Source organism: Deltaproteobacteria bacterium, assembly GCA_029210625.1.
In the GTDB taxonomy this organism is placed as follows: domain Bacteria; phylum Myxococcota; class Myxococcia; order SLRQ01; family SLRQ01; genus JARGFU01.
Genome location: JARGFU010000006.1, coordinates 103,001 through 116,326, shown reverse-complemented (window position 1 = coordinate 116,326; position 13,326 = coordinate 103,001). Strand labels below are relative to the sequence as shown.

At 69.8% G+C, this 13,326-nt stretch carries 12 protein-coding genes; 4 read left to right on the top strand and 8 right to left on the bottom strand.

What is annotated here, in order from left to right:
• Positions 1-11: 11 nt before the first annotated feature.
• From P1V51_07385 to P1V51_07375, 3 genes are read right to left on the bottom strand one after another with little or no spacing between them, the layout of a single operon-like run.
• On the bottom strand, positions 12-749 hold the full coding sequence (locus tag P1V51_07385) for a hypothetical protein (protein MDF1562849.1): 738 nt from the start codon (positions 747-749) through the stop codon (positions 12-14).
• Between the two features lie 4 nt (positions 750-753).
• Entirely contained in the window at positions 754-1,980 is a 1,227-nt protein-coding gene (locus tag P1V51_07380; GenBank protein ID MDF1562848.1) for an aminotransferase class I/II-fold pyridoxal phosphate-dependent enzyme, read from the bottom strand.
• 11 nt (positions 1,981-1,991) lie between these two features.
• A complete protein-coding gene (locus tag P1V51_07375; protein MDF1562847.1) occupies positions 1,992-2,963 on the bottom strand; it encodes an NAD-dependent epimerase/dehydratase family protein in 972 nt (323 codons plus the stop codon).
• Positions 2,964-3,182: 219 nt separating this feature from the next.
• On the opposite strand from P1V51_07375, the gene P1V51_07370 reads away from it, so the two are divergent.
• Complete coding sequence (locus tag P1V51_07370) at positions 3,183-4,121, top strand: hypothetical protein (GenBank protein ID MDF1562846.1); 939 nt, start codon at positions 3,183-3,185, stop codon at positions 4,119-4,121.
• A gap of 2 nt (positions 4,122-4,123) precedes the next feature.
• On the opposite strand, the gene P1V51_07365 is transcribed toward P1V51_07370, so the two are convergent.
• From P1V51_07365 to P1V51_07345, 5 genes are all read right to left on the bottom strand, one after another.
• Positions 4,124-4,891, bottom strand: coding sequence for a DUF3108 domain-containing protein (locus tag P1V51_07365; protein ID MDF1562845.1), 768 nt, complete (start codon positions 4,889-4,891; stop codon positions 4,124-4,126).
• A 135-nt stretch (positions 4,892-5,026) separates the two neighbouring features.
• Positions 5,027-6,766, bottom strand: a complete 1,740-nt coding sequence (locus P1V51_07360) for an ATP-binding protein (protein ID MDF1562844.1) — start codon at positions 6,764-6,766, stop codon at positions 5,027-5,029.
• Between the two features lie 94 nt (positions 6,767-6,860).
• Positions 6,861-8,165: a citrate (Si)-synthase gene (locus P1V51_07355; protein MDF1562843.1), complete on the bottom strand. Its 1,305-nt coding sequence runs from the start codon at positions 8,163-8,165 to the stop codon at positions 6,861-6,863.
• 107 nt (positions 8,166-8,272) lie between these two features.
• Positions 8,273-9,127 (bottom strand): DUF1207 domain-containing protein, encoded by an 855-nt coding sequence (locus P1V51_07350; protein MDF1562842.1) that lies wholly within the window; start codon positions 9,125-9,127, stop codon positions 8,273-8,275.
• Entirely contained in the window at positions 9,117-10,208 is a 1,092-nt protein-coding gene (locus P1V51_07345) for a DUF2279 domain-containing protein (protein MDF1562841.1), read from the bottom strand. Before P1V51_07345 ends, P1V51_07350 begins: the two co-directional genes overlap by 11 nt.
• Before the next feature lie 31 nt (positions 10,209-10,239).
• Between P1V51_07345 and P1V51_07340 the strand changes: the two genes are divergently transcribed.
• From P1V51_07340 to cysC, 3 genes are all read left to right on the top strand, one after another.
• On the top strand, positions 10,240-11,388 hold the full coding sequence (locus P1V51_07340; protein MDF1562840.1) for a hypothetical protein: 1,149 nt from the start codon (positions 10,240-10,242) through the stop codon (positions 11,386-11,388).
• Positions 11,385-12,581: a DNA polymerase IV gene (gene dinB, locus P1V51_07335; protein MDF1562839.1), complete on the top strand. Its 1,197-nt coding sequence runs from the start codon at positions 11,385-11,387 to the stop codon at positions 12,579-12,581. The genes P1V51_07340 and dinB overlap by 4 nt, the downstream gene beginning before the upstream one ends.
• 99 nt (positions 12,582-12,680) lie before the next feature.
• Positions 12,681-13,304 carry an adenylyl-sulfate kinase gene (cysC, locus tag P1V51_07330; GenBank protein MDF1562838.1) on the top strand — a complete coding sequence of 208 codons (624 nt, stop codon included), beginning with the start codon at positions 12,681-12,683 and terminating at the stop codon, positions 13,302-13,304.
• The last annotated feature ends 22 nt before the right edge of the window (positions 13,305-13,326 follow it).

Here is a 13,326-nt window from a genome sequence, read left to right as displayed (position 1 = left end):
GGGTGCGTTTCTTACTCCAAGCGCGGCCCGACGCCACCCTCGAGGGCCTGCAGGCCCCAGGGGGGCGCGGCGTTGGCCACCCACCCGGCCCGGCACTTGATCTTCACCTCGCGGAAGGTCGCGCCAGCCTTGTGGGCCTCCAGGCGGTATTCGCCCTCGGGCACGTCCAGGAAGAGCACCCCACCGTCGTCGGTGGTCCGGGTCAGGTCCGGATCCGGCCAGATGACCCCGGCGCTGGCCAGGTCGAAGTAGATCGGCCCGCTGGTGAAGGGCAGCGCGGGCTCGATGCTCACCGTCGCCTCCGGCTCACCGTGCGTCTCACCCGACCAGGCGAAGAGGGTGTAGCCCTGGCGAGTCACGGTGCTGGCGATCTGGCAGCGCTCCGGATCCGGCTCGAGGGAGACCATGTCGGAGAGCAGCTCGTACATGAAGTCGTCGGGCGACTGGAAGCTGACCTGCTCCAGCCCCTCCTCGCCGAGCACGAAGGTGGCCGTCTGGATCGGCGGCCGCCCCTCCCCCTCCAGGGTGAAGGTCACCTCGTCCCCGCTGCGCAGCTGCCCGGCGAAGCCCCACTCCCCCTGCTCGTCGGTGAGGGTCGAGAGATCGGGGAACTCCACGACCCCGACCGTGGCGCCCTCGATGCGGCCGCCGCCCCCGAAGCCGAAGGCGGTCCCGCTCACGTTCACCGGCACCCCGGGCTCCCCGCAGGACGCGGAGAGGACGAGAACCAGAAGGACCCCCCGGCCCATCCGCCTAGCCCTCGAAGGCCCGGATGGCCGCGAGCACCGCGTCGACGTCGGCCTCGGTGTGGTCGGCGCAGAGCTGGAAGCGGATGAGATCGTCGCCCCGCGGCACCACCGGGTAGGCCAGCCCCGTGGCCAGCACCCCCTGCTCGAAGAGGTGCTTCACCAGGGCGTTGGTCCGGGCGGTGTCGCGCACCACCAGCGGCGTCACCGGGTGCGGGCTGTCGATGGTCTCGTGCCCGGCCTCGACCAGCCCCCGCGAGAAGCGCTCGGTGAGGGCCGAGAGGTGCTCCAGGCGCTTCACGCCGGCCTCGGAGTCGAGGAGCTCGAGGCCGGCGAGGGCGGCGGAGGCCTCCGAGGGCGTGATCGGGTTGGTGTAGATGTAGAAGGGGTTCTTCTCCCGCATGAAGTCGATCACGGACTGCGAGGAGACGAAGTAGCCGCCGTTCACCCCGAGGGCCTTGCCGAGGGTCGCGATCAGGATCTCCACCGGACCACTGCCGGTGATCTCCTCGGTGCCTCGCCCGGTCGCCCCGTAGGCGCCCACCCCGTGGGAGTCGTCGATCACCAGGACCACACCCCGCTCGAACTTCTCGTCGAAGCGGGTGCACAGGTCTCGGATCTCCTTCAGGGGCGCGTAGTCGCCCCGCATCGAGAAGACCCCGTCGGTGATGACCATCGCGGCGTCGGCCTGCCCGACGCTCTCCTCGAGGGCCGCCGCGAGGGCCGCCACATCGTTGTGGGGATAGATCTTCTTGCCCTTCGGGCGGGCGAGCTTCATCGCGTTGATGATGCAGTTGTGGTTGAGCTCGTCGGAGATGATCATCGTCTCCGGGGTGGTCAGCGTGCTGACCACGCCCAGCGTCGAGGTGTAGGCCGAAGAGGTGATCATCGCGGCCTCGCGGCCGTGGAAGGCAGCCAGCCGCGCCTCGAGCGCCAGGTGCGGCGTGAAGCTGCCGCTGATGAACCGCACCGCGCCCGGGCCCACGCCGAAGGATCGGGCCGCCTGCTCCTCCGCCTCGATGATCTCGGGCTCGAGGGCGAGGCCGAGATAGGAGTTGGCGTTCATCCGGATGAAGGGCTTCTCCCCCTGCCCCTCGAGCAGGTAGCGGGGACCGCGCTCCCCCTCGGCCTTCAGCACGCCGGCGATGACCGTCTCGTCTCCCTTGGCGGTGCCGGCCTCCCGGATCGCCTTCACTTCCTGGTCGAGGAGTTTCTCGAATCTCTCGAGGCTCATGTCGCTTCCTTTCAGCTCTGGGAGTGCTCGAGGTTTGCCTGCAGCGAGCGCAGCATCTCCTCGGTCATGGAGGTGAGGTCGTAGCGCGGCTTCCACCCCCACTCGGCCCGGGCGGCGGAGTCGTCGATGGAGCGCGGCCAGGAGTCGGCGATCGCCTGGCGGGTGGGGTCGATCCGGTAGCGGATCTCGAAGGAGGGGATGTGCTTCGCGATCTCGGCCGCGACCTCCTCCGGGGTGAAGCTCATGGCCGCCAGGTTGTAGGCGTTCCGGTGCACGAGGCGCGCGGGATCGGCCTCCATCAGCTCGATCATCGCCCGGATGGCGTCCGGCATGTACATCATGGGCAGGCGCGTGTCGGGCCCCAGGTAGGAGATGTAGCCCGCGTGCTCGACCGCCTGCCGGTAGATGTCGACGGCGTAGTCGGTGGTGCCGCCGCCAGGCTCGGTCTCGTGTGAGATCAGGCCGGGGAAGCGCAGGCCCCGCACGTCGACGTCGAAGCGCTGGTGGTAGTAGTCGCAGAGCAGCTCGCCGGTGACCTTGGTCACCCCGTACATCGTGTTCGGGCGCTGGATGGTGACCTGAGGCGTGTCGTCCCGGGGGGTCTCGGGGCCGAAGGCGCCGATGGACGAGGGGAAGAAGATGGCGCAGCCATACTGCCGGGCCGCCTCGAGCATGTTGTAGGTGCCCTCGACGTTGATCTGCCAGGCCTGGCCGGGCTTGAGCTCTCCGATGGCGGAGAGGATCGCCCCGAGGTGGTAGATGACGTCGGTCTCGTAGCGCTGCATGACCCGGGTGATGTGGTTCGGGTCGAGGCAGTCGAGGAACTCGAAGGGCCCGGCGTCCCGCAGGGCCGGATCGGTGGGGAGGCGGATGTCGGTGGCGACCACCTGCTCGGCGCCGTAGTGCCTGCGCAGGGCATGGGTGAGCTCGGAGCCGATCTGGCCCACGGCGCCGGTGACGAGGAACCTTCTCTTTCCGTTCATGGCTGGCCTCACGCTGGCCGGCGGGCTCTGGCGCGCGCCGGATGGTCCGGCGCCGATCTACCACGGGCCGGGCCTGCCCGCGATCCACCGCGCGAGGCCCCTCCCGGGGTCCTCCGGCGCCCCTCACGGAAGGCCCTTCTCCTACCCGATCGGTCTGATATGAAGGGACGACTGGGAGGGGATCGCTTGATCGAGGCGCAAGTCGTTGGACCGGAGCGAGTGGCGGGGACGGCACGCGCCGTCGCGCGGGTCTACGGCCTCCCGGTCAGCGCGGTGCGAGAGGCCGCCCACCTCTCGCGCCTGCTCCCCCCGAACGACGCGGGGATCCACGTGACCCTGCTCTGGTGCGCGAGCCTGGACCAGGAAGACCTCGAGCCCCTCGCCGAGCACATCGAACGCGTGCAGCAGCGGCGCCCCGGGCTGACCCTGGTGGGCATCCCCTCCCGGCCGCCCGGCCCGGTCTCGGTGATGCTCTCCTCTCGCGCCACGGGGCAGAAGGCCGAGAAGGAGACGCCGCGCCCCGATCACCTCTCGGGGGAGCTGGGCACCACCGTGATCGAGGTCGACGGCGGCCCCCACACCGGGCTGCGCCGCTTCCTTCGCTGCTTCGGGGGCTCCCTGATGCTCGGCGGGAGCGTCAACCGCGTGAGCCCGCTGGCCCTCGCCGACCTCCTCTCCCGGCCGACCACCGGGCGCCTCGTCTTCTGGCGAGTCGGGGCGGACAACAAGGGCACGGTCCTCCTGCGCCCCCCCAAGGGCGCCCTGCCCGAGCTGCGGGATCCCCGGGCCACCGCGGCCCTCATCCACCTGCGCTGCCCGGACCGGATGCCGGTCTCGACGATCCAGGAGACGGCCCTCGCCGTCGAGGAGCTCGTCGTCGATCGTGCGGACGCCCTGCTCTCGACCACCTCGAGCAGCACGGGGCTCGGGGACATCGAGGTCCACGCCGCCATCTTCCGTCCCGCCCTGGCCGCGAGGCTGAAGGCCGCCCTGGCGGTGGGGCCGGCGAGGAGGCGCGCCCTCTCGAGCGCGCGCGCCACCGCCCGCCAGATCAAGCACGACACCACCCCTCACATCGCGGCCCAGCCGGTGCGCCCCCGCGAGGAGGAGGACGAGATCGTGGTGCCCACGCCCGGCAAGCCCCGCCGCCGCAGCTAGGTCTAGCGGGCCAGGCCCGGCGCGTAGCTCTGGAGCTCGGCGTGGACCGCGCCCAGGAAGACCTCGGCGTGGATCTTCACCGGCACGTGCCGCTCGTCGTCGCTGAACCAGAGGGTGATGTCCCGGTCCTTCACCAGCTTGCCGCGCCGGTGGGTGCGGAAGCGCACCCGCACTGTGGCCTGCTCGCCCCGGGCCGTTCGCAGGGTCTCTCGCGCCTCGACCACGCCGTGGAGATCCCAGGTCCGGGCGCCGGTGAAGATCCGCACCTTCTCCCGATCCCCCACCTCGAGGGGCCGGCCGCGAAGCCAGAAGACGGCCGAGGTCAGGTCGTGGCAGGTGGGCCCCACCTCGTAGGTGCGTCGACGCTCCGGCTCGCTCTCCGAGCGCTCGACCACGTGCGCCTTGCCGCGCTCCCGGTCCATCCGGGCGCGGGTCGAGCGCCGCTTGCCGCCCTCCCGGGCATGGAAGTCGTAGCCGAGCGTGATCTCCTCCAAGGGATCGAAGAGGGTGACCATCCGGTCCTGTACCGCGAAGAGCCGCCCGACGCCCTCGGAGGTCCGCGCCTGCACCACGATCGGCCAGACCTCCCGGTCGGCGACCCCGGTGTCGGCGCCCACGAGGATGCGCGCCTTGCCTCCCGAGATCGGCCCGTAGCTGATGTCGTAGATCAGGGTCTCGCCGGGACCGAAGACCGGGACCGACTCGGCCCGCAGCGCGCCCGGCAGCAGGAGGAGAACGCCGGAGAGCAGCGCCCACCCACATCTGCCCACCCCCCAGCTCGCAGCGGAGTGTGAATCTCGCGCACGCTTCCGGACAACCCGATCGCCCTCGGCGTGCGTCCTGTGTCCGATTCCCGGGGGTTTCGCCTTCATGCCCCCTACAGACAGCAAGGTGCGTGCCGGTATTCAGGAGGAGGCGTCGGGCAGCTCGGTGGAGAGGGGCATGGCGGCGATGGCCCGCAGCAGGAAGGGCGCGGGGCCGAGGGCGATCTCGGCCTCGGGGAGGAACTTCGACACCCCGGTGAGGTGGGTGACGAGGTCGCCGGGCAGCCCGGTGGCGATCAGCTTGCGGGCGATGAGGATGTACTCGTCGTGGATCATCTCCACGAAGCGCAAGGCGCTGCGCCCCTCCTCGATCTCCTTGAGATCGAAGTAGGAGGCCACGCTGTGGGGCTCCTTGAGGATCAGCTCGACCCGCTTCTCCTCGTTCTCCTCGAGCCGGCCCCGGATGGTGGCGTCGTAGAGCATCGGGCTGAGGTCTTCGTGGCTGATGTTCCAGTGCTGCTCGTAGGGCCGGTGAGCGAAGCAGTCGATCCGCTGCTCGTAGGTGACCCCGATGGCGAAGACGCAGCCCGGGTAGGGCGCGAGGGAGCGCTCGTAGTCGTTCCAGAGGATCCGCCCGCAGTTCTCCTGGTGGTCCTTGGGGTTCCAGTCGAGGGGGGCGTCCTCGATCTGCGCCCGCCGGGTCGGCGCCTCGGGGGCCGCCTCGGGGGGCGCCTCGGAGGCCGCCGGGGGAGCCGGCGTCTGGAGTGTCGGCGCGGGCTCGCCCGCCGCCGGGTAGGTAGTGGCCTCCCGGGCCTCCGCGCGCTGCTCGCGATCGATGATCGCGACGCCCGGCCTCCCGTCCACGAGGTCCTGGAAGGGCATGACCGCGTACTGCTGGCACTTCGACTGCTTCTGGGGCGGCGGCTCGTGATCCGGCAGGTAGGGGACGATCACGCTGATGGTCGTGCCCTTGTCGATCTCGCTGTCGACCTTCAGCTCGCCCCCGAAGTCGGTCACCGTCTGCCGGACGAAGACGAAGCCGAGAGAGCGCAGCTCGCCGTCGAGGGTCTCGCGTTCGCGCAGCAGGTTCTTGATCTTCTCGGGGTACATCCCGCTGCCGTTGTCGCTGACCGCCAGGGTCGCCCGCTCACCGTCGGCGGAGACCTTCACCCGGATCATGCCCACCGGGAGGCCCTCGAGGGCGTCGACCGCGTTCATGATCAGGTTGAAGTACATGCGCCGGAAGCGGTTGCGGTTTCCCCGCACCACCGCCGGCCCCTCCTTCTCGATCTGGATCTCGACCCGGCTGTGTCCCTTCTCGACGATGTACCCGTAGATGATGTTGTTCGTGTAGTGGATGATGTCGCTGCCGATGTCGAAGACCTCCACGATGTCGTGGTCGTCGAGCTCCTGCAGGAAGTAGTCGATCCGGTAGTAGACCCCGCACATCCAGCGGATGTTGTTCCGGTAGTGGTGCCGGGCCAGGACCGAGCGAGAGTCGTCGGGCAGGAAGGTCAGGGTGCGATCGAAGCGGCCCCAGAGGGGGTTGAGGATCAGATCGCAGATCTTCCGCACCGTCTCGATGTAGCGGCGGCCGGTGACGATGATCGTCTTGTCCGGCGAGAAGTTCGTCACCGCGTTCGAGTAGTCGCGGAAGGCCCGGCGGATCGCGGCGGCGTACTGCTTCAGGTTGTCCAGATCGTCGGTGTGGAAGGCGTGGGCCTGCTCGACGCCGTAGATCTCCAGGTCGGTGTTGAGGGTGACATGGAAGTGGATGATGTTGTTGATGAAGCGCTCGACGCGCAGGTCGTGGATCAGGAACTTGATCTCGGCGACCTGCCGCTTCTGCCCTTCCTGGTAGTCGATCTCGATTGGCGTCATCGGCGAAAGCCCCTCCCGCCCCGGACCCCATACACGACGGGCGCCCGGAAGATGGGGCGCCCGTCGGTATCACGCAATGGGGAACGACCGGCCGCTACTTGGCGATCCCCGCGATCTCCTCGAGCATCGCCGTGGTGAGGGACTTCGGCCGCTCGATCGGATAGCCGAGGGCACGATCCCAGACGATGTTGGCGAGGACGCCGAGGGCGCGGCCGATGCCGAAGAGGACGGTGTAGTACTCGTACTCCTGCAGGCCGTAGTGCCACTGGATCACGCCGGACTGAGCGTCGACGTTCGGCCAGGGGTTCTTGGCCTTGCCGTGCTCCTCGAGGATGGGCGGCGTGACCTTGTAGAGAAGGTCGACGAACTTGAAGATCGGATCCTCGGGGAGGTGCTTCTCGCAGAACTTCCGCTGCTCGGTGTAGCGGGGGTCGGTCTTGCGCAGCACCGCGTGGCCGTAGCCGGGGATGACCTGACCGGAGTTCAGGGTGTCCCAGACGAACTGCTTCATCTCCTCCTCGGAGGGGAGCTTGCCGTCCATCTTCGCCATGACCTCCTGGATCCACTTGAGGACCTGCTCGTTGGCGAGGCCGTGGAGCGGACCGGCGAGGCCGTTCAGCATGCCGGAGGAGGCGTAGTAGACGTCGGAGAGGGCGCTGGCGATCAGGTGGCCGGTGTGGGCGCTGACGTTGCCGCTCTCGTGGTCCGAGTGGAGGATGAAGTACATCCGGGCCACGTCGTCGTAGGGCTTCTCGAAGCCCATCATGTGGGCGAAGTTGCCACCGAAGTCGAGCTCGGGGTTCGGGGCGATCGGCGTGTCGTTCCGGTACTTCATCCGGTAGATGTAGGCGCCGATCTCCGGCAGCTTGGCCAGCAGGTTCAGCACGTCCTCGAGGGTCGGCTGCCAGTGGTCCATCTTGCCCAGGCCCTTGTTGTAGGCCTTGGCGTAGACCGACTCGCGCTGCATCGCGAGCACGGCGGTCGAGAACATCGTCATCGGGTGGGTGTCCCGGGGCATGGCGCGCAGAACGTCGAAGACGTACTGCGGCACCTGGGCGCGGGACTTCAGATCGGCGGCCAGCCCCTTGACCTCGGCCTCGGTGGGGACCTCACCGGTGAGGAGGAGCCAGAGGTGCCCCTCGACGTAGGGCATGTCGCTGCCCGGGTACTTGGGCAGGGCCTCGAGGGTCTCCGGGATGGTCATGCCGCGGAAGCGGATGCCCTCGTTGGGATCGAGGTAGGAGATGTCGGTGACGAGGCACTTGACGCCCCGGGCCCCGCCGATGGCCTGGCCGATGGTGACCTCGGAGAGCTTGGTGTCCCCATGCTCCTTCAGGAGCCTGGTGGTCCGGGGACGCCAACCTTCGATCTTCTGCTGAAGCGTTTGCTGCAAGGACATGAATTAACCTCCTGAAAGGGGATGACGCACCACGTTGAAGAGCAGATTCGAGGCCTCACCATAAGGCGGATCCGAGCCGGTGGCACGGTTGGCTGGGGTGCAAAAAATCAGAAGTCGTAGAAGAGCCCGAGGCCCAGCTGTCGCTCGAAAACATCGAAGAATTGCGAGTGGTTACTGCGGCCGGCGTAGGCGTGCAGGCCGACCGTCAGGGAGGGTCCATCCGGTGAGACCGGCAGCCGGTAGCCGGCCAGGCCGGCCACCGCTCCTCCCCAGCTGGTGTCCTGACGGGCGTGGAGGTTGATCGCCAGGAGGGGCACCCCGGGGCCGAGCGCGAGGGGTGAAAGCACCCAATCGATCCCACCCTGCAGCTCGAGGGGGCCGTTGTCCCGACCGTTCTGCAGCGAGTACGCCACCTCGGCGTAGACGCGCAGCCCGGGTCGGGGCTGCCAGGCCCCCCCGAGCACGGCGGCGTCACGCCCGTAGAGCTTGTGAGGCACCCCCGGATTGGCGTCGATGAACTCGTCACCGAGATGGGAGATCAGGTGGTAGTAGGCCACCTTCACCTGCCAGGTCGGGGCGCCGTAGGTGATGGGCACGCCAGCGCGGAAGTCCGCCGAGACCAGGTCCCGGCGCAGCTCGGCGTCGAGCCGGACGAAGGCCGCGCCCTCGACGTCCACCTGCCAGCCCAGGGGCTGCGCACCCTCCCGGTCGGCCGAGCCGTAGCGGAAGACCGGGAGGCGGGCCCCCAGGGTCGAGTCCCAGAGCCAGCCGGAGCCCGCGTCGGTCCGGACGTGGAAGGGCGTGCTGCTCATCCGCGGCTCCCGGGGGCCGGCGGCGTAGGAGCGGTAGATCAGGGTGCGGGGGAGGAGGTGGAGAGCGAAGGCCTCGGCGGGCGCCTCGGCCGGAGCCGCCGCGCCGCCGAGCGCGATCAGGAGCAGCGCCGCCAGGGAGCTAGTCGCCATTCAGGTGGACCTCCAGCCGGTTGGGCACCCCGAAGTTGAGATACTGCCCGGTGCCGTCGAGATCGTGCTGCAGGCCGACCTCGGTGAGCGGCACGGCGTAGTAGCGGGTGAAGGTCCGCAGGACCTCGACCCCGGGCTTGCCGCGCCCGAGGGTCGCGTCGAGGAGCTCGGGGAGGTTGAGGCCGACGAAGACCCCGAGGTTGCGCCGCTTGTCGGGACCGTCGGGACCGTAGTCGCGGGTACCGTAGGTGAGGCCGACGGTGAGGTAGCGGGCGTAGCCGGGGTCGAGGCCGTAGCCCGCCAGCCCCGCCAGGCGCAGGTCGAGGTGGAGGCTCATGCCCGAGTAGTCGTTCATGGTCTCCAGCCGCTTGATCTGCTCGGGGAAGTACTTCGAGGGCACGAAGCCCATCCTCACCCCGAGGAGGCGGTCGAGGCGCTCGTCCCACTCCAGCAGGGAGGCCACGGCGATGCCCGTGACGTTGGCGATGACGTCGTGGAACTCGAAGCCGTAGTGGGTGAAGCCGTCGACGGTCTCGATCATCGCTCCCAGCGCGAAGGCGAAGGTGGCGCCGGCGAAGCGCGCCCAGCCGTCCGAGACCCGCACCCAGCGGTAGAACTGCGCGGTCGCGCGGGTCATCGTGTAGAAGCTGAAGAAGTGGCCCTTCTTGTCGCCGCCGCCGAGGGGCGCATCGGGGCCGAACCAGCCGGTCTTCTGCCAGGTGAAGGGCACGAACTCGCCGTCGTCCCACCAGGAGAGGTAGCCGGAGAGGATGACCACCGCGCCGAGGCCGGCGGTGAGGCCGCCGACGGCCCAGGGGTTGGCGGGGCGCAGTGCCGGAGCGGTGAGGGCCCCGGCGGGGGCCGCCGACGGCGCTGCCGGCTCGACCTCCAGCGCGCCGTTCCCGTCCCCGTCACCGTCCCCGTTCCCGTCCTTTCCGTCAGACCCGTCGCCTACGATGGATCCCGTGGAGAAGACGGTGACGGCGACGGGGACGGTGACGGGAACGGTCGTGTTCAGTGAGTCCCCGGCCGCGACCGTGGGAATCAGGAGCACCAGCAGCGCTGTGACCAATGCTTTCACCGGCCGCCGTTTCTGCAGCACAATCTCCCCCATGGCAAGGACGCTCCGCGCGGCCCTCGTGGCCCTCGCCCTCCTCGGGAGCGGCCCGCTCCTCGCCGACGACGAGCAGCGGATCTTCTGGGACCGGTCGGAGGTCGAGGACCTCCCCGGGGGGCACCTCGGGCTGGACCTCGCCTACCTCGGCTTCCTCGAGGACAACGAGTACCGCAACGCCATCGCCGACGGGACGACCCTCTTCGGCCAGCACCTCCGGGCCGCCCTGGCCCTGCGGCCGGCGGCCTTCGCCCGGCTGGAGGCCGGCGCCCTCCTCTGGCACCTCTTCGGCGACACCGAGCGGCCGCGCCTCGAGCCCTACCTGCGGGCGAAGCTGCGCTTCGGGGGGCTCGAGCTGATCTTCGGAAGCCTGGAGGGTCACCTCACCCACCGCCTGATCGAGCCCCTCTTCGACTACGAGCTGCACCTCACCCGCCCCCTCGAGACGGGCGTGCAGCTGCGCTACGAACACCCGCGCTTCTTCTCGGATCTCTGGATCGACTGGGTCACCCTCATCCGGCCCCACGATCCCTTCCAGGAGGAGACCCGCATCGGGCTCTCGACGATCACCGTCCTCCTGAAGGGCGCGTCCGGCCGGCTGGAGCTGCCGGTGCAGGGCACGGCCATCCACCTGGGGGGCACGATCGACGCCTCCCCCCTCCAGCTCTCCACGACCCTGAACGGAGGGGTGGGCCTGCGCGGGGTGCTGGAGACCAAGGGCTTCGTCGAGGCCCTGCGCACCGAGCACCACCTGCTGGGCTACTCGGACCTCTCCTACTCCCTGGAGCGCCTCTTCGAGCGGGGCTGGGCCCTCTACCTGAACGCGGCGGTGAAGCTGCGGCACCTCGGCTGGATCGAGCTCGCCTACTTCCGGGGCGACCGCTTCATCAACCCGATGGGGGGCGCCCTCTTCTCCTCGGTCTCCCGCCGGGTCAACCCGACCCTCGAGGCCGAGCCCTTGCGGGAGCTGCTCCTGCTGCGCCTCACCAACGATCTGGAGCTGGGCCAGGGGCTCTTCCTCTCCCTGCGGGCCGAGCCCTACTTCGACCTGCGCAGCCTGAAGCCCGAGTTCAGCACCGGCCTCTACCTCGGCTACCGCCAGCGCTTCCCCCTCGGGAGGGTGCTGCCCGCCCCCCCCGCGCCGTGAGCGAGCCCTGGCCCCGGATCATCCTCCACGCCGACATGGACGCCTTCTTCGCGGCCGTGGAGCAGCTCGACGATCCCTCCCTGCGGGGCAAGCCCCTGCTCATCGGCTCGCCGAGCGACCGGGGTGTGGTGACCACGGCCTCCTACGAGGCGCGCCCCTTCGGGGTGGGCAGCGCCATGCCGATGGTGGAGGCCCGGCGCCGCTGCCCCCAGGCCCTCATCGTCCCGCCGCGCCACGCGCGCTACGCCGAGGTCTCCCGCCAGGTGATGGAGGTCTTCCACGACTTCTCTCCGACGGTGGAGGCCCTCTCCCTCGACGAGGCCTTCCTCGACATGAGCGGCGCCGAGCGCCTCTTCGGGACACCGCGCGAGATGGGGCTCGCCCTGAAGGCCGCGGTGAAGGCCGCGACCGGGGGCCTGACCGTCTCGGTGGGTGCCGCCGGCTGCAAGTACGTGGCGAAGGTGGCGAGCGACTTCGACAAGCCCGACGGCCTCACGGTGGTGCCTCCGGAGGAGAGCGTGCGCTTCCTCGCCCCCCTCCCCCTCTCCCGGCTCTGGGGCGTCGGCCCGGCGGCCCGGCAGCGGATCGAGGCGCTGGGCCTCTCGACGATCGGTGAGGTCCGCTCGGCGGATCCCGCGCGCCTCGAGCGGGCGCTGGGCTCCCTGGGGCGTCACATCGCGGCCCTCTCCCGGGCGGACGATCCCCGGCCAGTGGTGGGCGACCACGAGGCGAAGAGCATCGGCGCCGAGGCCACCCTCGATCGAGACGTGCTCGGGGCCGAGGAGATCAAGCCCCACCTGCTCGCGTCCGCCGACCGCATCGCCCGCCGGCTGCGGCGGGCCGGGCTGGTCGCCCACGGGGTGCGGGCCAAGCTCAAGACCCGGCGCCACCGGATCGTCACCCGGCAGGTGCAGCGGGAGGAGGGCCTCGACTCCGCCGACGAGATCTACGCCATCGCGGTGGGCCTCCTGCCCGCCTTCGACCTCTCCGAGCCCATGCGGCTGGTGGGGATCGCCGCCTTCGATCTCGTCCCCGCGGGCCAGCCGGCGCAGGCCGACCTCTTCGAGGACGGGGCCCACCGGAAGCGCCAGGCCCTCGACCGGGCGGTCGACGCCATCACCGGCCGCTTCGGTCGGGGCAGCATCCACCGGGCCAGCCAGCGCCCGGGCTCGCGGCCGGATCCCGACGAGTAGGCGTGCTTCTTTGCACCGGAACTGGACGCCGGCGCCCGGCGCGGGTACCAAAGCCGCTCCTTTTTTCTCCGAGAGAACCTGCTTCAAGGAGCGATCAAAGTGTCCGAGGTCAAGGCGACGAACATTCACTGGCACGAAGGCAACCTCACCCGCGACGAGCGCTGGGAGGCGCTCGGCCACAAGGGCGGCACCATGTGGTTCACCGGCCTCTCGGCCTCGGGCAAGAGCACGATCGCCTCGGCCCTCGAGCAGGTCCTGGTGCAGCAGGGCGTGCCCTCCTACCGCATGGACGGCGACAACATCCGCTTCGGCCTCAACAAGAACCTGGGCTTCTCCGCCGAGGATCGGGCCGAGAACATCCGCCGGATCGGCGAGGTGGCCAAGCTGGTCGCCGACTCGGGGCAGATCGCCCTGACGAGCTTCATCTCCCCCTACACCTCCGACCGGGACGCCGCCCGCGCGCTCCACGAGGAGGCGGGCCTGAAGTTCATCGAGGTCTACGTGGACACCCCGATCGAGGTCTGCGAGGAGCGCGACCCGAAGGGTCTCTACAAGAAGGCCCGGGCTGGTGAGCTCAAGGGCTTCACCGGGATCGACGACCCCTACGAGGCCCCGCCGAAGGCCGAGCTGACCCTCGACGCCTCCAAGGACAGCCTCGAGGCCTGCGTGCAGAAGTGCATCGAGCTGCTCGAGGCCGAGGGCCTGCTCGGCAAAAGTTCCTGAGCCTCCTGCCCTGCGTGGGATA

Bases quoted from the DNA above. Each gene is read 5' to 3' on its own strand.
- P1V51_07340 (MDF1562840.1), top strand. From the start codon at position 10,240: ATGGCAAGGACGCTCCGCGCGGCCCTCGTGGCCCTCGCCCTCCTCGGG.
- P1V51_07375 (MDF1562847.1), bottom strand. From the start codon at position 2,963: ATGAACGGAAAGAGAAGGTTCCTCGTCACCGGCGCCGTGGGCCAGATC.
- P1V51_07355 (MDF1562843.1), bottom strand. From the start codon at position 8,165: ATGTCCTTGCAGCAAACGCTTCAGCAGAAGATCGAAGGTTGGCGTCCC.
- P1V51_07360 (MDF1562844.1), bottom strand. From the start codon at position 6,766: ATGACGCCAATCGAGATCGACTACCAGGAAGGGCAGAAGCGGCAGGTC.
- P1V51_07385 (MDF1562849.1), bottom strand. From the start codon at position 749: ATGGGCCGGGGGGTCCTTCTGGTTCTCGTCCTCTCCGCGTCCTGCGGG.
- P1V51_07380 (MDF1562848.1), bottom strand. From the start codon at position 1,980: ATGAGCCTCGAGAGATTCGAGAAACTCCTCGACCAGGAAGTGAAGGCG.
- P1V51_07350 (MDF1562842.1), bottom strand. From the start codon at position 9,127: ATGGCGACTAGCTCCCTGGCGGCGCTGCTCCTGATCGCGCTCGGCGGC.